Annotated in this window: 17 protein-coding genes and 1 riboswitch; of the genes, 3 read left to right on the forward strand and 14 right to left on the reverse strand. The window is 71.2% G+C overall.

Features of this window, described 5'->3' with window-relative positions:
• Positions 1–62 precede the first annotated feature (62 nt).
• From ACSVC7_RS26815 to ACSVC7_RS26840, 6 genes are all read right to left on the reverse strand, one after another.
• The gene (locus tag ACSVC7_RS26815; RefSeq protein ID WP_448206858.1) at positions 63–1877 is read right to left on the reverse strand and encodes a chloride channel protein; all 1815 of its coding nucleotides are present in this window, start codon (positions 1875–1877) and stop codon (positions 63–65) included.
• A 70-nt stretch (positions 1878–1947) separates the two neighbouring features.
• Entirely contained in the window at positions 1948–3210 is a 1263-nt protein-coding gene (locus ACSVC7_RS26820; RefSeq protein ID WP_448206857.1) for a hypothetical protein, read from the reverse strand.
• A gap of 124 nt (positions 3211–3334) precedes the next feature.
• Entirely contained in the window at positions 3335–4042 is a 708-nt protein-coding gene (locus ACSVC7_RS26825; protein ID WP_448206856.1) for an ABC transporter ATP-binding protein, read from the reverse strand.
• On the reverse strand, positions 4039–5691 hold the full coding sequence (locus ACSVC7_RS26830) for a branched-chain amino acid ABC transporter ATP-binding protein/permease (RefSeq protein ID WP_448206855.1): 1653 nt from the start codon (positions 5689–5691) through the stop codon (positions 4039–4041). The genes ACSVC7_RS26825 and ACSVC7_RS26830 overlap by 4 nt, the downstream gene beginning before the upstream one ends.
• A 79-nt stretch (positions 5692–5770) precedes the next feature.
• Positions 5771–6643 carry a branched-chain amino acid ABC transporter permease gene (locus ACSVC7_RS26835; RefSeq protein WP_448206854.1) on the reverse strand — a complete coding sequence of 291 codons (873 nt, stop codon included), beginning with the start codon at positions 6641–6643 and terminating at the stop codon, positions 5771–5773.
• A gap of 124 nt (positions 6644–6767) precedes the next feature.
• Entirely contained in the window at positions 6768–7889 is a 1122-nt protein-coding gene (locus tag ACSVC7_RS26840; protein ID WP_448206853.1) for an ABC transporter substrate-binding protein, read from the reverse strand.
• Between the two features lie 59 nt (positions 7890–7948).
• Positions 7949–8046, reverse strand: a riboswitch (TPP riboswitch).
• Positions 8047–8265: 219 nt separating this feature from the next.
• Between ACSVC7_RS26840 and ACSVC7_RS26845 the strand changes: the two genes are divergently transcribed.
• Together ACSVC7_RS26845 and ACSVC7_RS26850 are read left to right on the forward strand one after the other, a co-directional pair.
• On the forward strand, positions 8266–10443 hold the full coding sequence (locus ACSVC7_RS26845) for a methyl-accepting chemotaxis protein (RefSeq protein WP_448206852.1): 2178 nt from the start codon (positions 8266–8268) through the stop codon (positions 10441–10443).
• Positions 10444–10500: 57 nt separating this feature from the next.
• A complete protein-coding gene (locus ACSVC7_RS26850; protein WP_448206851.1) occupies positions 10501–10848 on the forward strand; it encodes a coiled-coil domain-containing protein in 348 nt (115 codons plus the stop codon).
• 8 nt (positions 10849–10856) lie between these two features.
• Here ACSVC7_RS26850 and ACSVC7_RS26855 read toward each other — a convergent pair whose 3' ends face one another.
• Both ACSVC7_RS26855 and ACSVC7_RS26860 read right to left on the reverse strand, forming a co-directional pair.
• Positions 10857–11747, reverse strand: a complete 891-nt coding sequence (locus tag ACSVC7_RS26855; RefSeq protein ID WP_448206850.1) for a DMT family transporter — start codon at positions 11745–11747, stop codon at positions 10857–10859.
• A gap of 52 nt (positions 11748–11799) precedes the next feature.
• Positions 11800–12738, reverse strand: coding sequence for a DMT family transporter (locus ACSVC7_RS26860; RefSeq protein WP_448206849.1), 939 nt, complete (start codon positions 12736–12738; stop codon positions 11800–11802).
• A 262-nt stretch (positions 12739–13000) separates the two neighbouring features.
• Between ACSVC7_RS26860 and ACSVC7_RS26865 the strand changes: the two genes are divergently transcribed.
• Positions 13001–15112 carry a phytoene desaturase family protein gene (locus ACSVC7_RS26865; RefSeq protein WP_448206848.1) on the forward strand — a complete coding sequence of 704 codons (2112 nt, stop codon included), beginning with the start codon at positions 13001–13003 and terminating at the stop codon, positions 15110–15112.
• Positions 15113–15126: 14 nt separating this feature from the next.
• Here the strand turns inward: ACSVC7_RS26865 and deoA are convergent, their stop codons facing one another.
• The 6 genes from deoA to ACSVC7_RS26895 form a co-directional block, all read right to left on the reverse strand.
• Positions 15127–16449, reverse strand: a complete 1323-nt coding sequence (deoA, locus tag ACSVC7_RS26870; RefSeq protein WP_448206847.1) for a thymidine phosphorylase — start codon at positions 16447–16449, stop codon at positions 15127–15129.
• Positions 16450–16512: 63 nt separating this feature from the next.
• The gene (gene deoC / locus ACSVC7_RS26875; protein ID WP_448206846.1) at positions 16513–17343 is read right to left on the reverse strand and encodes a deoxyribose-phosphate aldolase; all 831 of its coding nucleotides are present in this window, start codon (positions 17341–17343) and stop codon (positions 16513–16515) included.
• Positions 17340–18173 carry a purine-nucleoside phosphorylase gene (locus ACSVC7_RS26880; protein ID WP_448206845.1) on the reverse strand — a complete coding sequence of 278 codons (834 nt, stop codon included), beginning with the start codon at positions 18171–18173 and terminating at the stop codon, positions 17340–17342. The genes deoC and ACSVC7_RS26880 overlap by 4 nt, the downstream gene beginning before the upstream one ends.
• A gap of 11 nt (positions 18174–18184) precedes the next feature.
• Entirely contained in the window at positions 18185–18595 is a 411-nt protein-coding gene (cdd, locus tag ACSVC7_RS26885) for a cytidine deaminase (RefSeq protein WP_448206844.1), read from the reverse strand.
• A complete protein-coding gene (locus tag ACSVC7_RS26890) occupies positions 18595–19569 on the reverse strand; it encodes an ABC transporter permease (RefSeq protein WP_448206843.1) in 975 nt (324 codons plus the stop codon). The genes cdd and ACSVC7_RS26890 overlap by 1 nt, the downstream gene beginning before the upstream one ends.
• A gap of 1 nt (position 19570) precedes the next feature.
• Positions 19571–20740, reverse strand: coding sequence for an ABC transporter permease (locus tag ACSVC7_RS26895; RefSeq protein ID WP_448206842.1), 1170 nt, complete (start codon positions 20738–20740; stop codon positions 19571–19573).
• Positions 20741–20795 lie beyond the last annotated feature (55 nt).

Genomic DNA, 20795 nt, shown 5'->3' on the forward strand with positions numbered 1-20795 from the left:
CCTTTCCGTAGTGCTTTTCCGTAGGTTGGGTTGAGCGCAGCGAAACCCAACATCCCCCTGCCTCAATCATTCCCATACAGGCTGCGCTCGCCCAGCTCCTCGCCGCGCTGGCGTTCCAGCTCCTGGCTGTAGCGGCGCAGCGCGTAGGCCTCCGTGACGTAGCCGACGATGCGCCGGTCGGTGGCGGAGGTCAGCACCGGCAGCGCCTCCACCTCCGCGTCGCAGAAGCGCTGCAGCACCGTGCGCACGTCGTCGCCCGGCAGCAGGAAGGCGTCGGCGCGCTGGGCCAGCGCGGTCACCGGCTGGGCAAGAGTCTCCTCGTCCAGCGAGGGGTCGTGCACCGCGCCCATGTCGATGATGCCGGCGTAGCGCCCGCTCGGCTCCACGGCGAACACCATCTTGGCCGAGCCCAGCGGGTAGAGCCGCCGCAGCGTCTCCACCGTCTGCGTGGTCAGGATCGTCTTGGCGTCGGCGCGCTTCAGCCGCAGCGCGGTCAGCTCCGACACCCAGCCGATGTCGTAGGCGCCGCGGATCGGCACACCGCGCAGGTGGAAGCGCCAGGTCGCGAAGGAATAGCCGAAGACCTGCCGCACCACCGTCGTGGACACGACCACGCCGATCAGCACGCCGGATGCCGCCCAGAAGTCCTGCGTCGCCTCCAGCACCAGCATCACCATGGTGACGGGCGCCCCGATGATGCCCGCGGCGACGGAACCCATGCCGACCAGCACCAGCAGCATCCGGTCGAGCCCCAGCACCGGCGCCAGCCCGTCCACCACCCCGAAGGCGACCCCGCCGAACAGCCCGCCCAGCAACAGCGAGGCGCTGAACAGCCCGCCCCGGAAGCCGGAACCGAGCGACACGGCGGAGGCCAAAATCTTCGCCGCCAGCAGGACGGCCATGATCTCCAGCCCGCCCGCCACCTGGGCCGGGTTGGCGCCGGGGCCGGCCCCCAGCACCTGGGGCATGGACAGCGCCAGACCCCCGACGCAGAGCCCGCCCAGCGCCGGGCGCGCCCAGGCCGGCACCGGCAGCGCCCGGAAGGCGCGCTCCGCCACCGTAACCGACTGCATGGTCAGGATGCTCAGCCAGCCGGCGAGGAAACCGAGGATGCCGCAGGCCAGATAGTCCCAGCCCTCGATCGCCACCGGCCGGTCCACATGCAGTGGAATGCTCCCGCCGGTCAGCCAGTTCGCCACCGCCGCCGCGACGACGGCGGCCGCGCCCACCGGGGCCAGAGTCGCCGTGGTGTAGCCGCCCAGCACCAGTTCGAAGGCGTAGAAGGCGCCGGCCAGCGGCGCGTCGTAGGCCGCGGCGATGGCAGCCGCCGCACCGCAGCCGACCATGGTGCGCAGATCCGCCCGCCGCAGGTGCAGGTGCTGCCCCAGCACGGAGGCGACGCCGGACCCGGCCTGGGTGTAGGCCGCCTCCATCCCGACCGACGCGCCGAACCCGTTCGACAGCATGGTGGACAGCGTCAGGCGCAGGCTGTCGATCAGCGACATCTTCCCGCCGTAAAGCGCGTTCGCTTCGATGGGATCCACGATGTCGCTGGGCCGCCAGCGCCGCACCAGCTTGACCAGCAGGCCGAGCACAAGCCCGCCGACGATCGGCACCAGCACCGCCCGCCAGGGATCGGCCTCCACCACCGTCGCCAGGCTGGAGCCCTCCGGCAACCCGAAGGCGACGGTCTGCGCCCAGGCGACCGTCTCGTGCAGCAGCGCCACCGCCAGCCCGATCCCGGCCCCGATGGCGCCGGCCAGCAGCAGCACGGCCAGCGTGCTGTTGCGCACGCTCTGTCGGCTGAGCCCCACCAGCGGCCGTTCGCCGGCAATGGCGCTGGCGACGTCGCTCGCCGCACCCCTGATTCCCGTCACGTCATCCGGCATGACAGGAGATTTGTGCGGCGACACGGCCGCTTCAACCGCGCGGGGGAGGCGCTACCCCTTACGGCTTAGCCGCTGCCGGGGCCGCCGCCGGAGCCGCCGGGGCCGCACCCTGCGACGCGCCGCCCTGCGGAGCACCTTGCGGCGCACCTTGCGAAGCTCCCTGGGGCGCGTTCGCGAGCTTGCGCAGCACCTCGGCGAGGTTGTCGCGGATCTTGTCGGCCAGCCCCTTGTCCACGTCGGCGGATTCGTGGAACAGCACGGTGAACAGGCGCGCCGACGACAGGAAGAAGGTCAGCGAGACGTGGAGGTTGCCCTCCTTCAGCGCGCAGTCCATCGTGCCGGTGCGCAGCGACAGGCCGTTGAAGTCCTCGATCGGGTTCAGGGACGCCGTCTGGGTGCCGTCGCACTTCTGCTTCATGGCGTCGATGTAGGCCTCGGTCAGCCCGGCCAGCTTGGCGTCCTCGGCCACCACGCGCTCGCGGATGCCGCCCATCACCGGGCCGATGCGCCAGGCGAGGTCGGCCGGACGCTCCTCCCGCGGGATGTTGTCGAGGGAGACGGGCTGCACCTCGCGCACGCCGGCGGCCCGCAGCAGGTCGGCCAGCCCGTCGGGCAGCGCGGCCGTCTTGGCGCTGGCCGGCTTCGTGCTGGTGCTGATGGGCGGCACGTCGCCCGCCTTATCCACGCAAGTCTTCAGGTCGGTCAGGACCTTCTTGGTGCCCTTCAGCGTGAAGACGATGCGGTCGGCGTCGGAGGAGAAGACCAGCTCCTTGCCGTTCATCATCGCGTTGTAAAGATCCTCGTCCTTGCCGTTGGGAACGACCAGCATATCCGGCTTCGGGGCCACGGCGACGCGCTCGCGCGTCAGCTTGCCATCCACCGAGACCTTGACCTTCCACTGCTGCCCGCCCGGCAGCTCCGCGCCCGGAATGCCGATGCCCAGGTTCGTCTCGCCCTTCGGGTTGCGCGCGACCATCAGGACGTGGCCGGTGTCGAAGCGGCCCTCGACGGCGCAGTAGCCGAACTTGCCGCTCTTGTCCTTGGCCGGCCCGCCTTCCCAGCCGTCCTCCAGCACCGCCGGGCCGCCCTTGGTCGGCGCCGTGCCCGTGGCGGCGGCGGCCGGGGGAGCGGCGGCGGGGGCCGGAGCCTTGTTGATCGCGGCCGGCGGGGGCGGCGGCTCGTTCGAAGGCAGCGGGTAGTAGAGCGTCGGCGGATCGACCGGAACGAGCTCCGCCACCTGCACCCCTGCGCCGTAGGCGGTGGTGGCGCCGAGCAGCAGAAGGGCGGAAAGCGCGGCGGCGGCGGCGGACTTGTCGATCATGGCGGAAGTAATCCTTACGGGCAAAGCACCGCGGGAAGCTACCGACGCACGCAAGGATGGGCAAGCGGAAGAGGAGGAAACCATCAGAAAGTTCACCGATTTCCCACCTCTTCAGCCGCCCCCCTCAGCCCCCGAGAAAGGCCTCGCGCAGGGCGTCCGCCGGCAGCGCGTCGGCCGGGCCGTCGTGGACGACGGCTCCCAGCCGCAGCAGCACGGCCCGGCGGGTCGCCCCCAGGGCGCGGGCCGCGCTCTGCTCGGCGACCAGGACGGTCGTGCCCTCCGCGGCGATGGCCCGCACGGCGGCGAAGACCACGCCCGCCAGCTTCGGTGACAGCCCCAGCGACGGCTCGTCCAGCAGCAGCACGCGCGGCCGCCCCATCAGCGCGCGCCCGACCGCCAGCATCTGCTGCTGCCCGCCGGACAGCCGCCACGCCCGCTCCGCCGCCTTGCCGGCAAGGTCGGGGAACAGGGCGAAGACGCGCTCCAGGTCGCGGGCGCGGCCGGCGCGGCCCAGCGGGCTCGCCACCTCCAGATTGTCGCGCACGCTCATGCCGGGAAACACCCGCCGCCCCTCCGGCACGTAGCCGAGGCCCAGCCGGACCCGCTTCTCCGGGGCGAGGGTGCCGATCTCCTCCCCGTCCAGCCACAGGCGCCCGCCCATCACCGGCACGAGGCCGAGGATGGCCTTCAGGAGCGTGGACTTGCCGGCCCCGTTTGCGCCTAGCAGCGCCACCGCCTCCCCGGCCGCGACGGACAGCGACAGCCCGTCCACCGCCACCGCCCCGCCATAGCCGGCGGTCAGCCCCTCGACGCGCAGCAGAGGCTCCGTCACGCGGCGCCCTCCCCCAGATAGGCGGCGATCACCGCAGGGTCGCTCCGCACCCCCGCCGCCGGCCCGTCGTAGAGCGTGCGCCCCTGGTCGAGCCCCAGGACATGGCCGGCCAGCGGAAGGAGGAAGCCCATGTCGTGCTCCACCACCAGCAGCGCCGTGCCCGTCGCGGCGATGGCGCGCAGGTGGCCGGCCAGCTCCGCCTTTTCCGCGTCGGTCAGCCCGGCGGCGGGCTCGTCCAGCAGCAGCACCGCCGGCTGGCGGGCGAGCGCGCGGGCCAGTTCCACCCGGCGGCGCAACGCGGCCGGCAGGTCGGCGCAGGGGCGCACGGCCAGCCCCGCCGCCCCCACCCGCTCCAGCGCCCAGAGCGCGTGCGCCTCGGCCTCCGCGACAGAACGGTCGCGCTCCAGCCGGGCGGCGGCCACCGCCTCCAGCACAGTCGCACCCTCCGGCAGGCTGACCGCCTGGAAAGTCCGCGCGACGCCGGCCCGCGCGATGCGGTCCGGGCGCTTCCCGGCGAGATCACGCCCCGCCAGGAGAACTCTGCCTTGATCGGGACGCTCCAGCCCTGTCAGCAGGTTGATCAACGTCGTCTTGCCCGACCCGTTGGGGCCGATCAGCCCGGTGATGGAGCCGGACTCCAGCGTCAGCGACACCCCGTCCACCGCCCGCACCCCGCCGAAGGACTTGCCCAGCCCCTCGACCCGCAGCACCGGCCCGGACGCCCGCACGGCCTCCACCGGCGCGACCGCCTTTGGAATCGGCCTTGCCGGCAGGCGAAACAGCCGGTCCAGCAGGCCGGTCAGCCCGTGGGGGGCCAGCACGACGGTTGTCAGCAGCGCCACGCCGTAGACGATCAGGTAGCTGCGCTCCAGGAAGCGGAACCACTCCGGCAGATGGATCAGCAGCACCGCGCCGAGGATCGCCCCGGCCACCCGCCCCCGCCCGCCGACCACGGCGATGGTCAGGATGGACACCATGACGGGGAACTCCAGCACCTCCGGCGAGACCACCCGCTGCGTGTGCACCGCCAGTGCCCCGGCCGCCCCGGCATAGACCGCGCTGAGCGCGAAGGCCCCCAGCCGCAGCCGCCCGACGTCGAGCCCCAGCGTTCCCGCCGCCAGCGGGTCGTCGCGCACCAGCGTCAGTGCCCGCCCCCAGCGCCCGCGCGCCAGACTCCAGGCCAGCCAGCCGCCCAGCGTCACACAGCCCCAGACCACCGCCGCCAGCGGAAGCCCGCGCGGCACCGCCCAGCCGAACAGCACAATGCCCGGCACGCCCGGCAGCCCGTTGGCACCGCCCGTCAGGCCGGGGCTGTTGACCGCCAGCAGATGCACGACCTGCCCGACACCCAGCGTCGCCAGCGCGAAGTAATGGGACTCCAGCCGCAGCACAGGCAGCCCGACCAGCAGCGCCAGCAGCAGCGGCACCAGCAGCGACACCGGAAACGTCGCCGCGAAGCCCCACCCCCACTGGCTGCCCAGGATGCCCGTGGCGTAAGCCCCCAGCCCGAAGAACGCCCCATGAGCCAGCGACAGCGCTCCCCCCAGCCCGAACACCAGCTGGAACCCGATGGCCGCCAGCGCATAGACCCCCGCCACCGTCAGCACCCGCAGCCCATAGGGCGAGGCGTACAGGACCGCGTAAGCCACCACCCCCAGCACCAAAATCCCTTCCCCTGCGAAGCGGGGGAGGGTTAGGGAGGGGGCAAGCGCCGACAGTTTCCGCACCTCACGCACGACGTCGCGCCGCCTCCCCGAACAGCCCCTGCGGGCGGGCGACCAGGATCACCAGCAGCGTCGCGTAGAGCATCCCCAGCGCCACCGGGTAGGACAGCACCGACGACACCCCCACCTCGAACAGCGCGATCAGCAGCGCGCCGACCACGGCGCCCGGCACCGATCCCCAGCCGCCGATGGTCACGGCGATGTAGGCCTTCAGGATCAGGTCGCCGCCCGCCGTCGGCGTGACGAAATAGCGGTTGGCGAGCAGCAGCCCCGCCGCCCCGGCGTAGGCCGTGCCCAGCGCGAAGGTCACCAGGACCATCGCGGTCACCGGGACGCCGCAAGCGCGCGCCATCTCCGGGTCCTGCGCCGTGGCGCGCAGCCGGCGGCCGAGTTGAGTCCGCCCGAACACCCACTGCTGCGCCCCGATCAGCAGCGCCGCCACGGCGATAATGGCCAGCGACTGCTCCGCCACCACCAGCCCGCCGATTTGGACCGTCCCACCGGAGAACAGCGGCGCCGCCGCGCGCGGCTCCGGTCCGAACAGCACCGACGCCCCGTTCTGCAAAATAATCCCGGCGGCGATGGTGCTGATGAAGACCGTCACCGGCGGCCGCCCCCGCAAGGGCAGATAGGCCGCGAACGCCAGCACAAGCCCCAGCGCCGCCATAAGAAGGAGCACCACCGGCAGAAGCGCGATCCCCGGCACGGGCAGGTAAGGCGCCAGCGCGACCGCCAGCATCCCACCTGCCATCACAAGGTCCCCCTGCGCGAAGTTCACCGCCGACGTGGCGTTCAGCACCAGCACGAAGCCCAACGCGACCAGCGCGTAGGCGGCGCCGAGGGCAATCCCGTTGACGAGGAGTTGCAGGGTGATCAAGGCCTTTGCCCCCTCCCCGACCCTCCCCCGCTCACGCGGGAGAAGGAGCCTGGGCACGCGCTCAAATTCCCTCCACCGCGACGCGGGGGAGGGTTAGGGAGGGGGCAAAAGCCTCCCCTCGGCCTCACTTCACCACACCCGTCACGTTGTCGTACCGCTTGACGATCGCCGGCACGCGCGAGGCGCCGTCGTAGCAGACGATCACCGCCGAATGGGCCATGTTGCCCTTGCCGTCCGACCGGTAGGTCATCGCCAGCCCCCGGTAAGTCCCCTCCGACAGCGCCTTGCGCACCTCCTCCGTCGTCCGGGCGCCGGCCTTGACGGCCTCCAGCACCATGCGGGTGCCGTCATACTGGCCGAGCGCGAAGGCGTCGGGCTCCGCGTTGAAGGCGCTGCGGTAGGCGGCGGTGAAGGTCTCCACCTCCGGGCTCCCGCCGGAGATGGGCGAGGCGGCGGTCTCCGCGCACACGCCCTTCAGTTCGGCGGGCTCCAGCAGGGCCGCGGTGCTCGGCTGGTGCATGGCGGAGCCGGCGACGATGGGAATGTCCACGCCGTTCGCGGCGGCCTGACGGATGAACAGCGCGGTCGGGCCGGAATGCAGGTGCAGGACCAGCACGTCCGGCTTGGCGGCCAGCGCCTTGGTCAGCACCGGCAGCAGATCCTTGGCGGCAGGGTCCACCCCCTCCTCGAACACCGGCGCGACGCCGAGGGCCTTGAACGCCTCGATCAGGTGCGCCTTGCCGCTCTGCCCGTAGGCGGTGGTCTGGTAGATCAGCGCCGGGCGCTTGCGGCCCAGTTCCTCCACCACATAGCGGGCGTGCGCCGCCTTGGTCACGGCGTCGCCGGGGAAGAATCGGAAGACCCAGGGGTTGCCCTGCTCGGTGATGCTGGCCGTGCCGGAGACGGTGATCAGCGGCAGCTTGTAGTCGGCGGCCAGCGGCAGCATCGCCAGCATCTGCGTGCCGAGCATGCTCGCCACCACCGCCGTGACCGGGCCGCCGGCCGCCCGCTCCAGCGCCGTGACGGCGGCCTCCGGCGAGGTTCCGGTGTCGATCACCTCCGACTGGACGGTCACACCGGCCGGCGCCTGCTTCAGCGCCAGCACCGCCCCGTTGCGCTGGCTGGTCCCTTCCAGCGACAGGAACCCGGTCAGCGGCACCAGAACCGGCACCGACGCGGTCTCCGCCCGAACGGTTCCCGTCGCCGTGATCGCCAGACCCAGAATGATTGGAAGCAGCCGCCGCATGGATGTGTCTCCTCCTGGCCGGCGGGGAGCCGTGCGAGGGCGGGAGCCTTTGGGGGCGGTGCCTCGAACGGTCGGCTCCCTTCGCTGGCATGACCCAGATCAGGTTCGATGGGTGTTGTCTCAGCCCGCGTCGCAGCGGGCACCCCAGCCGTAGGCCCGCACAGTGTCGCCCCGCCCTGCCCCTGTCAAGAAACGCCAACTCAAGAAACCGCAACGCGCGGCCCAGGCGCGGAAAGGCAACAATCCATCCTGCGGCAATTGGTCGCCCGCATAGGTCGTGAAAGTTTTCACCAACGTCCGGGATGCAAATCGCTGAACTTTGGTTTACCAATTGGACGAGACAGAACAACCGCTTCGTCGCCAAAGAGGACGCCTGATGCATCCCACCGCAGCCGCTGCGCCAACTCCGCAGTCCGAGGCGACGGAGCTGGACCGCGAACTTTGGCGGATCGACGCGCGCACGGAAGAGATGCTGCGTAGCCTGGGACCGGCGCTCGGCCCCGTCCTCGACGCGTCGATTACCTCCTTTTACCAATTCATGGCCGGCCAGCCGGGCACCGCGGCCCTGCTGTCCGATCCCGAGCGCATTGCCGCCATCCAGCGCCTTCACCGCGCGCAGTGGGACGCCTTCTTCGCCGCCAACTTCGATTCCGCCTATCTGGAGCGCGTCCGCAGGCTGGGCCGCACGCACCAGAAGGTCGGGCTGGATCCGAAATTCTACATGGCCGGCTACTCCATGCTGCTGGAGCGCATGGCCGCCCATGTGATCCGCGCGCACCGTTTCGACCGCAACCGCGCGGCGGCGGAGGTCGGCGTGCTGATCCGCGGCGTGCTGATGGAGGCGGAGCTGGCGCTGTCCGTCTACCACCACGCCGCCACCAGCTCCGACATGACGGCGGAAATGGAGGAGTTCGCGGAGGGCTTCGAGCGCGAGCTGAGCGAGGCCGTGGATCTCGTCCGTCACAACGCCGCCAGCATGGAGGGCGCCGCCGACGAGGTGCTGGGTGCGGCCAACAAGGTGGCGACGGAGGGCGAGCACGTCACCGAGGCGTCCGAACAGACCAACATGAACGCCCGCCTGATCGCCCTGGCCGCGCGCGGACTGTCGGAATCCTTCGCGGACATCACCGCCAAGGTGGAGCACGCGACCGAAAGCTCCCGCGGGGCCTCCGACCGCTCGCAGGAGGCGCAAGCCTACGCCCACACCCTGGCCGCCGCGTCGGAGCGTATCGGCAGCGTCGTCACGCTGATCGAACGCATCTCCAAGGAAACCCGCCTTCTGGCGCTGAACGCCTCCATCGAGGCGGCGCGGGCCGGCGACGCCGGAAAGGGTTTCGCGGTCGTCGCGAACGAGGTGAAGACGCTCGCCGACCAGACCAGCAACGCCACCGGCGACATCCGCACCCAGATCGAGGCGATGCAGGCCTCCATCAACCAGACCGTCACCGCCATCGAGGCGGTCGCGGGCCGCGTCACGGCGGTGACCGACGACATCGCCTCCATCACCGAATCCGTCGCCGAACAGGCCGTCGTCACCCGCGACATCGCGGACAACGCCGACGAGATGGCCACCAGCATGCAAAACGTCCACGAGAGCATCGAGAAGGTCGCCCAGGCCGCCGAGCGCTCGACGAAGAAGGCGAGCGAGCTGTGGGAGAACGCCACCGGACTGGTGCGGCAGATCTTCGGCATCAAGCGGCGTGTGACGGCGTCGCTGCGCGGCACCCGCTTCGGCAACCGCCGCCGCGAGGACCGCGTCGCCGTGGACATCGGTGCCCGCGTGGAGGTGGACGGGCTGACCTTCCAGAGCCGGCTCGACAACATCTCGATGGGCGGCTGCCAGGTGCGCGAGGTGCAGCTCGCCAGCGCCGACGGCTACGCCATCCGCCTGGACATCGAAGGCGTGGGCCGCACCACCGGCACCATCGTGGCGACCGAACGCGACATCGCCCATGTGCGCTTCGACCCTCTGGCCCCGGACTTCGCGACACGGCTCAAGGAGGCGCTGGGCCGCTGGAACGCCGCCGACGCGGAGCTGGTGACCCTGGCGCAGCAGACCGCCAAGGCCATCGGCGCCCTGTTCGACGAGGCGGTCGACCGCGGGCAGACCAGCGTGGATGCCCTTTTCTCCGCCGACTACGAGCCGGTTCCCGGCACCGACCCGCAGCAGTTCACCACCCCCTTCACGGAGCTGAGCGACCGGCTGCTGACCGACCTTCAGGAAAAGGTGCTGCTGCGGCACCGGCGCATCGCCTTCTGCGCGGCGGTGGACCGCAACGGCTACCTGCCCACCCACAACAAGAAATATTCCGAGCCGCAGCGCCCGGACGATCCGGACTGGAACAACGCGCATTGCCGCAACCGCCGCATGTTCGACGACGCGACCGGCCTCGCCGCCGCCCGCAACCGCCAGCCGGTGCTGATCCAGACCTACCGCCGCGAGATGGGCGGCGGGGTGATCGTCTCCATGAAGGACGTCGCCGCCCCGATCTACGTCAAGGGCAAGCATTGGGGCGCCTTCCGCATCGGCAGCGAGGACCGGCGCGAGGGATGATTCGACTCCCCGTTGAATTCACCCTATAGTATGCAGCGTCATCATCGGAACTTTCCCATGCCGGACGGACGCACCGAACACGACCGCATCACGGACCTCGCCATCCAGGTCGAGCGCTATGCGCATGTGACCAACACGGAACTGCGTGCGCTCCGCCAAGGCCAGGAGCAGCTCGATGGGCGGATGGATCGGCTTGACATCCGAATGGACCGGATGGAAGTCCGGATGGACCGGCTGGAGGAAGGTCAAGCCCAGTTGCGCCGGGAAGTGACCGAACTCCGGACCGACGTAACCGACCTCCGCAAGGACGTGAACGAGATCCGTGAGGGCCAGAAGCAGCTCGGCGACGTGATGAACGAGAACTTCCGGCAGCTCTTCGTCCTGTTGAATACCCGGCCGGCCTGACCGGCCGCTCAGCCCCGGCGGCGCATCGTCTCGCGGTGGAGGATGTAGAGGCCGCTGGCGACGATGACGGAGGCCCCGGTCAGCACGGTCGGCGTCGGCACGTCCCCGAACACCAGGAAGCCGAACAGCGTCGCCCAGATCATCCCCGTGTATTCGAAGGGTGCCACCACGGCCGCGCGGCCGAGGCGGAAGGCCTGTGTGATCAGCACCTGCGCGGCCCCGCCCAGCACGCCGACCAGCAGCATCAACCATACGTCGAACAGGCCGGGTCCCACCCACACCGGCACGGCCGCGACGCCGCTCACCACCGTCGTGGTCATCAGCAGGTAGACGACGATGGAGGTGTTGGTCTCCGTCCGCGACAGGCCGCGCACCGCGATCATGGCAAGGGCGTAGAAGAAGGCCGCCGCCACGCCGACCAGGATCGGCAACAGCGGTGCGTCCGCCTCCGGCCGCGCCATCACGACCACGCCGCCGAACCCGACCAGCACCGCGGCCCAGCGGCGCCAGCCCACCGGCTCCCCCAGCAGGGGCATCGACAGGGCGGTGATGAACAACGGGCCGGCGAAGCTCAGGACATACACCTCGGCCAATGGCAAATGCTTGAAGGCGAAGAAGAAGCAGCCCATGGACAGCAGCCCGGCGAAGGCCCGCCCCACATGGGCCAGCGGGCGCCGGGTCCGCAGGCTGGCCCAGCCTCCGCGCGCGACCGACACGCCGCCGACCAGCAGCAGCGCCACCGCCGAGCGCACGAACATCAGCTGCGCCACGGGATAAACCGCGCTCAGATACTTGATCAGCGTGTCCATCCCCGCGAACAGCAGGATGGCCAGCAGGAAACAGCCGATGGCGGTGCGGGTGTCGTCGTCGGCGATGGGTAGGGCGTCGGCTCGGGTCATCGTTGCACAATAATTCACCACCCCCGGCGCGGCCCAATGCCGCAACCGCAGGTCAGGCCCGCGCGCCGCTTCCCGGCCGCAGGGCGAGACCGCTTCCCATCACGATCAGGGTGCCCAGAAGGGTGGCGAGCCCCGGCGGCTCCCCGAACAGCAGCGCACCGAACAGGACCGCCCACAGGATCGAGCTGTAGGACAAGGGCGCCAGCAGCGCCGCCGGGGCCAGCCGGTAGGCCTGCGTCATGGCGAGTTGCGCCAGGGCGCTGAGCAGCCCCGCCCCGGCCATCGCGGCGAGGGCCGGGGCGTCCGGCCAGACGAAGTCCGGCAGCATGGCGACACCCCCCAGGACCCCGCAGGCGAGCGTGAAGTAGGCGACGATGGCGATGTTGGTCTCCGTCCGCGCCAGCCGGCGCACGCAAATGGTGGCGAGCGCCCCACCCAGCGTCCCCGCGAGGCACAGCACCGCCATGCCCGACAGCATGCCCGCCCCCGGATTCACCATCACCAGCACGCCGAGGAAACCGACGCCGACCGCTCCCCATTGCCGGGCGCACACCCCTTCCCCCAGCAAGGGGGCGGACAGGGCGGTGACGAACAGCGGGCCGGCGAAGCTGATCGCGTAGATGTCGGCCAGCGGCACTCCGGAGAAGGACGCGATGAAGCAGGCCACCGACAGCGCCCCCACCCCCGACCGCACCGCATGCGCCCAGGGCCGCCGCGTGGCGAGCGCCGCCCAGCCGCCCGTGCGCGCCAGCACCGCCACCAGGGGCACGGCGGAGAAGAGGGAGCGGAAGAACATGACCTCCATCGCCGGATAGCGCGCGGCCAGCGCCTTCTGCAGAACGTCCATCAGGGCGAACAGGAACAAGCACAGCAGCATCCAGGCCACCCCCCGCCGCAAGGGGCTGCCCAGGGCGCTGGAGGATAACGACGGGGTGAAGGGGCGTGCGCCGGCCAGCGCGGTGTCGGTGGTCATGGCCAAACCGGAGATCATGGTGGAGGTTCGCCGGCTTTTTAGGCGAATGCCTGTGATCGGCGGGTGCCATCCCCGGATGCCCGCCTTTTGTTTCGAAATCCCGACGGTCGCGGTGGGTCTGGAGAGCCCATCGGCCCCTGCAACTCGCGCTTCGCGAAGCGCAGGACCGGCGCTTTTGCGAAGGTTTCCCGGCGTTTCGCGGATCGACGCTGGCCCGCGCGGACGGCTTCGGCAGTCTGCCCGTCAACACGTACACACCACCCCTGACGAAGGCCCGCCCATGACCCTCGCCACCCCCGTCCGCATCTTTCTCGGCTTTTCACCCTGGATCGCCTTCGGCGCGTTGCAGCCGTTCGGCGGCGTGTGGCCGTCCCTGGGAGCGCCATTGGGAGCGCTGGCGCTCAGCCTCGCGCTGTGCATGATGGACCACCTGCGCGGATCGCTGAAGGCACCGGAGCTGGTGGCCGCCGGCTTCTTCGCCCTCCTCCCTCTGTGCGAGCCGCTCGGCTGGTCCTGGCCGCGGGAGAATATCGGCCTCGCCATCCACCTCGTCCTGGCCGGCATGGCCTTCGGGGGCATCGCGCTGGGCAGCCCCTTCACGCTGCAATACGCCCGCGATGAGTGGCCGCGCGATTTCTGGCACCTGCCGCAGTTCGTGGCGGTGAACAACGCGGTCACGGCGGTGTGGGGCGTTATTTTCCTGATCGGGGCCGCTGCCTTCTGGCTGGCCGAGCCGGTCGCCCCCGCCGTCGGCGTCCTCGCCACCGTCGCCGGCATCGTCGCCAGCCGGCGCCTGCCCGACCAGCTCATCGGCCGCGCCATCGCCAGACAACTGGCGGAGGCGGAGCCCTACGACTGGCCGGCGCCCGCCATCATCGGCGCCCGCAGCGATGCCGACAGCCGCGACGTCGTGGTGGTCGGCGCCGGCATCGGCGGGCTGACCGCCGCGGCGCTGCTGGCCCAGGCCGGCGCGCGCGTGACGGTGCTGGAGGCCCACGACCGGCCGGGCGGCTTCTGTTCCTCCTGGGAGCGCAGGGTGCGCGTGGAGGGGGAGACGGTCCGCCCCTTCATCTTCGACGCAGGCGTGCACGACATCAGCGGCGTCCGGCCCGACGGCCCCATCGGCCACCTGCTGCGCACCGTCGGCGTGGAGGATCGCATCACCTGGCAGCCGGTGAACCGCGGCATCCTGCTGGACGGCCGGTTCCGCTCCCTGCCCGACGACGCGGACGGGCTGGTCGCCATGATCGCCCGCGACCACCCGGACAGCGCCGCCGGTGCGGCAGCCTTCCTGGCGGAGATGCGCGCCATCTACCGCGACCTCTATCTCGGCTGCGGGGACACGGGCCTGCCGCACATCCCGCGCACGGTGGAGGCGATGCGCGCCTACCCCGTCACCTGCCCGCGCGCCTTCCGCTGGCGGGATGTCGGCTTCCTGGCGATGCTGGAACAGTTCGTGCCGGACGAGGGCGCCCGCCGCCTGCTGACCAGCCTCACCGCCTACCTGTCCGACCGGCCGGAGCTTCTGCGCGCCAACCAGATGGCCCCGATCTTCGGCTATTTCTTCGACGGCGGCTTCTATCCGGAGGGCGGGTCGCAACGGCTGGCCGACGCCCTGGCCGAGTCCATTCGCGCCAACGGCGGCGACATTCTGCTGCGCACCCCGGCTCAGCGCATCCTGGTCGAGGACGGACGTGCAGCCGGTGTGCACACCGCCGACGGACGGCGCATCGCCGCCCCCGCCGTGATCTCCAACGCCGACGTGCGCCGGACCATGCTGGAGCTGGTGGGCGCGGAGCACCTGCCCGCCGACTACGCCGCGCGCTGCCGGGCGCTGCGCCCGTCCACCTCGGCCTTTATGGTGACGCTGGCGCTGGATGTCGTGCCGGACCTGCCGGCCATGTCCTTCCTGGCGGAGGACCGCATGGCCGTCGCAGTTCCCTCCAGCCACGACCGGACGCTGGCCCCGGCCGGCTGCGCCTCGGTCGCGCTGATCCGGCTGGCCCCCGCGCACGACGGCTGGAACCGCGAGGCGCCCGACTACCGGGTGCGCAAAAAGAGGGAGGGCGACGCCATGATCGCCGCCGCGTCCAAGCTGATCCCAGACCTGGAGCGGCACATCCTCAACCGCCAGGACGCCAGCGCCGCGACCTTCGCCCGCTACGCCCACACCACCGGCGGGGCGATCTACGGCATCGACCCGGCGCAGCAGCCCCTGCCCGGCAAGACGCCCATCCCCGGCCTGTGCCTTGCCGGCGGCGGCGTGTTCCCCGGTCCGGGGGTGGAGGCCTGCGTCATCTCCGGCCGCCTCGCGGCGGAGGCGCTGGCCGGCCCGGCTTTGTCCGGAGGCAAGCCGGCAGCACGCGCCGGTCAGGCCGCCTGTGCCGCCTGAAGCCCGAGCGCGGCCTACCGCCCGATCCGCTCGGCGATCAGCGGCCCCGCCGCCGGTGCGGCGTCCGCCACGGTGAAGGCCTTGCGGAGGATGGCCGTCGCCTGCTCCACCTGCGCCTCGCTGCGGGCGTGGACGAGGGCAAGCGGCCGTCCGCCGGGTCCCACCGAGGCGCCGAGCCCCGCCACGTCGGCCAGCCCGACCGCGAAGTCGACCGGGTCCGCCGCCTTGGTCCGCCCGCCGCCCAGCGCCACCACGGCGATGCCCACCGCGCGGATGTCGATGGCGGCCACCACGCCGTCCTGCTCCGGATAGACCGGGCGGACGATGGGGGCGGCGTCGAGGTAGCGGTCCGGCGCGTCCAGCAGGTCGGCCGGGCCGCCCAGCGCCCGCACCATGCGGGCGAAGCGCTCCGCCGCCTGCCCGCTGGCCATCGCCTCGTCGAACATCGCGCGCCCGGCCGTCGCGTCGGGCGCGACCTTGGACAGCGCCAGCAGCTCCGCCGCCAGCGCGGCGGTGACCTCGTAGAGGCGCGGCTCCGACGTGCCGCCGCGCAGGATGTCGATGCACTCCCGCATCTCCAGCGCGTTGCCGGCGGTGTGGCCCAGCACCTCGTTCATGTCGGTCAGCAGCGCGACGGTCGGCAGGCCGGCACCCCCGGCCACCGTGACGATGCTCTCCGCCAGTTCGCGCGACTTCTCATAGGTCGGCATGAAGGCGCCGGAGCCGAACTTCACGTCCATCACCAGCGCGTCCAGCCCCGCCGCCAGCTTCTTCGACAGGATGGAGGCGGTGATCAGGTCGATGGACTCCACCGTCGCCGTCACGTCGCGGATGGCGTACAGGCGCTTGTCCGCCGGGGCGATGTCGTCGGTGGCCCCGATGACCGCGCAGCCGACCTCCTTGACCACCCGCTCCAGCGTCGCGCGGTCGGGCTTGGCGCGGTAGCCCGGAATGCTCTCGAACTTGTCGAGCGTGCCGCCGGTGTGCCCCAGCCCACGCCCCGACACCATGGGCACGAAGCCGCCGCAGGCCGCCAGCGCCGGCGCCAGGATCAAGCTGACCTTGTCGCCGACGCCGCCGGTCGAATGCTTGTCCATCACCGGACCGGGCAGCGCCCGATGGTCCCAGCGCATGATGGTGCCGGAGCCGGTCATGGCGCGGGTCAGCGCCACGCGCTCCTCCAGCTCCATCCCCTGGAAGAAGACGGCCATGGCGAGCGCCGCGGCCTGCCCTTCGGTGACCGAACCGTCGGTGATGCCCCGCACGAAGGCGTCGATCTCGGCCCTGTCAAGGCGCGCGCCGTCGCGCTTCTTGCGGATGATTTCCTGGGGAAGCATGAAAGGTCCGTCTTGTGTCGGGCCGGTGGAGATCCGGCCTCTTGTCTCAATAGGTTGCCCCAATCAATAGGTCGCAGTCGCCGGCTGCGGCGTGGCGTCGCCGCCCTTGCCGCCATGCCCCGCCGCCGTCAGCAGCGAGCCGAGCAGGCTCGACGCGCCGAAGCGGAAGGTCTTGGGCGTGGCCCAGCCCTTGCCCTGAAGCTGGTCCGCCAGCGCCAGGAAGGCCGCAGCCCCGGCGGCGTCGCGGATGCCGCCCGCCGCCTTGAAGCCCACCGTCTTGCCGGACTCGTGGATGACGTGCAGCAGCACGGCCGCCGCCTCCAGCGTCGCCGCCGGCTGCACCTTGCCGGTGGAGGTCTTCAGGAAGTCCGCCCCCGCGGCGATGCTGTCGCGCGCGGCCCAGGCCAGCAGTTCCGGGTCGGGGAAGCAGCCGGACTCCAGGATCACCTTCATGGTCACGTCGGCCCCGCAAGCCTCGCGGCAGGCGCGGATCACGTTCAGCGGCTGGGTGCGCGCGCCGTCGATGAAGGCGCGGTAGGGCAGCACCACGTCGATCTCGTGCGCGCCGTCCTTGATGGCGGCCTTGGTGTCCGCGGCGACGGTCGGCGCGTCGGTCTCGCCACCGGGAAAGTTGACGACGGTGGCGATCCTGACGCCGGAGCCCTTCAGCGACTTGCGCGCGGTCTTCACGAAGCGCGGCCAGACGCAGACGGCGGCCACCTTGCCGGCGGGCGTCACGGCCCGCTTGCACAGCTTTTCCACCGCATCGTCGGTGTCGTCGTCGTTCAGGCTCGTCAGGTCGAGCAGGCCAATGGCGCGGGCGGCGACCTTCGCGTCGGCCTTGGCGGCGGTGGCGCTGTCGAGCACCCGTTGCAGGTCGGCTGGGAGTTTCATGACCGGCGTCCGTCCTCTTCGTTCAGCCCTTCCAGGAAGCCGACCAGCAGCCGCTCCAGGTCGGAGGCGGCGGCCGAGGCGGCACGCAGGGTCTGGTCATGGTCCACCGGCCCGTCGCCGAGCCCCACGCCCAGGTTGGTGATGACCGCGCAGCCCACGACCCGCAGGCCGCAGTGGCGCGCGATGATGCATTCCGGAACCGTGGACATGCCGACCGCATCCGCGCCCAGCACCTTCAACATGCGAACCTCGGCCGGCGTCTCGAAGGAGGGGCCGGGATAGGCGGCGTAGACGCCCTCCGTCAGGTCGATGTTGCGCTCCAGCGCCTTGCGCCGCAGCAGCGCGCGCAGCGCCGGGTCCCAGGCGTCGGTCATGCTGGGGAAGCGCGGGCCGAAGGCGTCGTCGTTGGGTCCGGTCAGCGGGTTGGCGCCCAGCAGGTTCAGATGGTCGGAGATCGCCATCAGCCGTCCCGGCCCGACCTCCAGCCGCAGCGAGCCGGCGGCACAGGTCAGCACCAGCGTGTCGCAGCCGGCCAGCTTGAGGGAGCGGATGGCCGACTTCAGCGCGTCGAACCCTTGGCCCTCGTAGGCGTGGACGCGGCCCTGCATGCAGGCCACCGGCTGCCCGCCGAGCTGCCCGACCACCAGCCGGCCGGCGTGCCCCTCCACACTCGGCACCGGGAAGCCGGCAAGCTCCGTGTAGGGGATGGCGACGGCGTCCGCCACCTTGTCGGCAAGGCCGCCGAGGCCGGAGCCCAGCACGATCCCCACCCGGGGGCGGAAGCCGGGCGCCCGGTGCAGGATCTCCGCGGCGGCGTGTGCGGCGGTCATGGGGAAGCCTTTCAGAAATCCAGGTTGTCGGGACCGAAGGAGTGCGGCAGCAGTTCGGCCAGCGTGAAGGTGCGGCGCAACCCCTCCGGTCCGCAAACGTGAATCGGCGTGTCGGGCGCGGCGAACTCGCGCAGGCGCTGCCGGCAGCCGCCGCAGGGCGTGCAGAGGATGCCGTCGCCGGGCTTGCCGCCCATCACGACGATTTCCCGGATGGCGCGGTCGCCGCCCAGGATCATCGCCCCGATGGCCGAGGATTCGGCGCACTGCCCCTGCGGGTAGGCCGCGTTCTCCACATTCGCCCCGGCATAGACCCGCCCCGACGCGCCGAGGATCGCCGCCCCCACGGAAAAGCGCGAGTACGGCGCGTAGGCCTTTCCCATGGCGTCGCGGGCGGCGTCGATCAACGCGTTCGGCTCGTCCATCACCGCTCCTTCACGTAGGGAATGCCGCTGGCCTTGGGCGCCACCGCCCGGCCGACGAAGCCGGCGAGCAGAAGCACGGTCAGGACATAAGGCAGCATCTGAATGAACTGCACCGGGATCACCCCCACGACCGGCAACGGCACGCCCTGCAACCGCACCTGCACGGCGTCGGTGAAGGCGAACAGCAGGCAGGCGAACAGGGTCGGCCAGGGGCGCCACTTGCCGAAGATCAGCGCCGCCAGCGCCAGATAGCCCTTGCCCGCCGTCATGTCCCGCACGAAGCCGGCACCATGCGCCGTAGACAGATAGGCCCCCGCCACGCCGGTCAAGACGCCGGTGATCAGGACCGCCTGATAGCGCAGTTTGGTCACGGAGATGCCGGCGGTGTCCACGGCGGCCGGGCTCTCCCCCACCGCGCGCAGGCGCAGGCCGAAGCGGGTGCGGGTCAGCACCCAGTGGGTCGCAACGACCACCAGCACCGTCAGCCAGATCACCACGTTGGTGTCGTCGATCAGCTCCCGGTAGATCGGGCCGATGACGGGGATGGGCGACAGCGCCTCCACCCCCGGCAGGTGGATCTGCGGCAACCGCGCCTCGGACGGAAGCAGCGGAGTCTGGCCACCCTGCTTGAACCAGGCGTAGGCCAGCGTCGGGGCCAGCCCGGCGACCAGGATGTTGATCGCCATACCCGACACGACCTGATTGCCGTGGTGGGTGATGCAGGCGAAGCCATGCACCAGCGACAGCGCCACCGACGCCGCCACCCCCGCCAGCAGCCCCAGCCACGGATTCCCGGTGACGGAGGCGACGGCGGCGGCGAAGAAGGCGCCGGCCAGCATCTTGCCCTCCAGCCCGATGTCCACCACGCCCGCCCGCTCCCCATAGAGCGCCGCGAAGGCGGCCAGCACCAGAGGGGTCGCCACGCGGATGGTGGCGTCGATCAGGAGGAGAGCGACCAGGAACGCCTCGTCCACGTCACGCCCTCCCCTCGCCACGCCCATTCATCTCTTTGGCGCCCATCTCTTTGGCGCCGCGTCTGCGGAACAGGGCCTCCACCTGCGGCTTGAACAGGTTCTCCAGCGCGCCCGCGAACAGGATGACGAGGCCCTGGATGACCATCACCAGCTCGCGGTTCACGGTGGGATACTCGAAGGACACCTGCCCGCCTCCCTGCGCCAGCATCCCGAACAGCAGCGCGGCCAGAATGATCCCCACGGGGTGGTTGCGCCCCATCAGCGCCACGGCAATCCCGACGAAGCCGACCCCGCCCGTGAAGTTCAGCAGGATGCGGTGCTGCACCCCCAAAATCTCGTTCACCCCCACGAATCCCGCCAGCGCGCCGGAGATCAGCATGGCCAGCACGATGTTCCGCGACGGGGAGATGCCGGCGTAGACCGCCGCCCGCTCGTTCTGTCCGACCGTGCGGATCTCGTAGCCCCAGCGCGTGCGCCACAGGAACAGCTGGAACAGCGCGCAGCAGGCCAGCGCCCACAGGAAGGACAGGTTCAGCGGCGAGGCCGGGATGGTGACGCCGACCCAGCCCAGCGCCCGCTCCATGCTGGGCAGCCAGGTGCCGGAGTCGAACTCCCGCGTTTCCGGCGACTGCTGGCCCGGCTTGATCAGCACGTCCACCAGCAGGTAGGTCATGATGGAGGCGGCGATGAAGTTGAACATGATCGTCGTGATGACGATGTGGCTGCCGCGCCTGGCCTGGAGCCAGCCGGGAATCCAGGCCCAGGCGGCCCCGAACAGCGCCGACACGACGATGCCCGCCGCCGCCGTCACCGGCCAGGGCCAGCCCGTCAGCGCCAGCCCGACCAGCCCGGCCCCCAGCCCGCCCAGATAGGCCTGCCCCTCGCCGCCGATGTTGAACAGCCCGCAATGAAAGGCGATGGCGACCGCCAGCCCCGTGAAGATGTAGCTGGTCGCGTAGTAAAGGGTGTAGCCGATGGCCTCCGGATAGCCGACGGCCTCCGTCACCATCAGCGACAGCACATCGGCCGGGTTCTCCCCGATCACCAGGATCACAAGCCCGGACAGGAGGAAGGCGGCCAGCAGGTTCAGGAGCGGCAGCAGGGCATAGTTCACCCAGCCGGGAAGCTCCCCCGGCATGCCGAACCCCTTGTTCGCCACCCCCTGCGCCATGCCCGTCCCGTTCCCAGCGCCGTCCGCGTGTTCAACGCGCAACCGGCATGGAAGG

The organism is Azospirillum mesophilum, assembly GCF_053470405.2.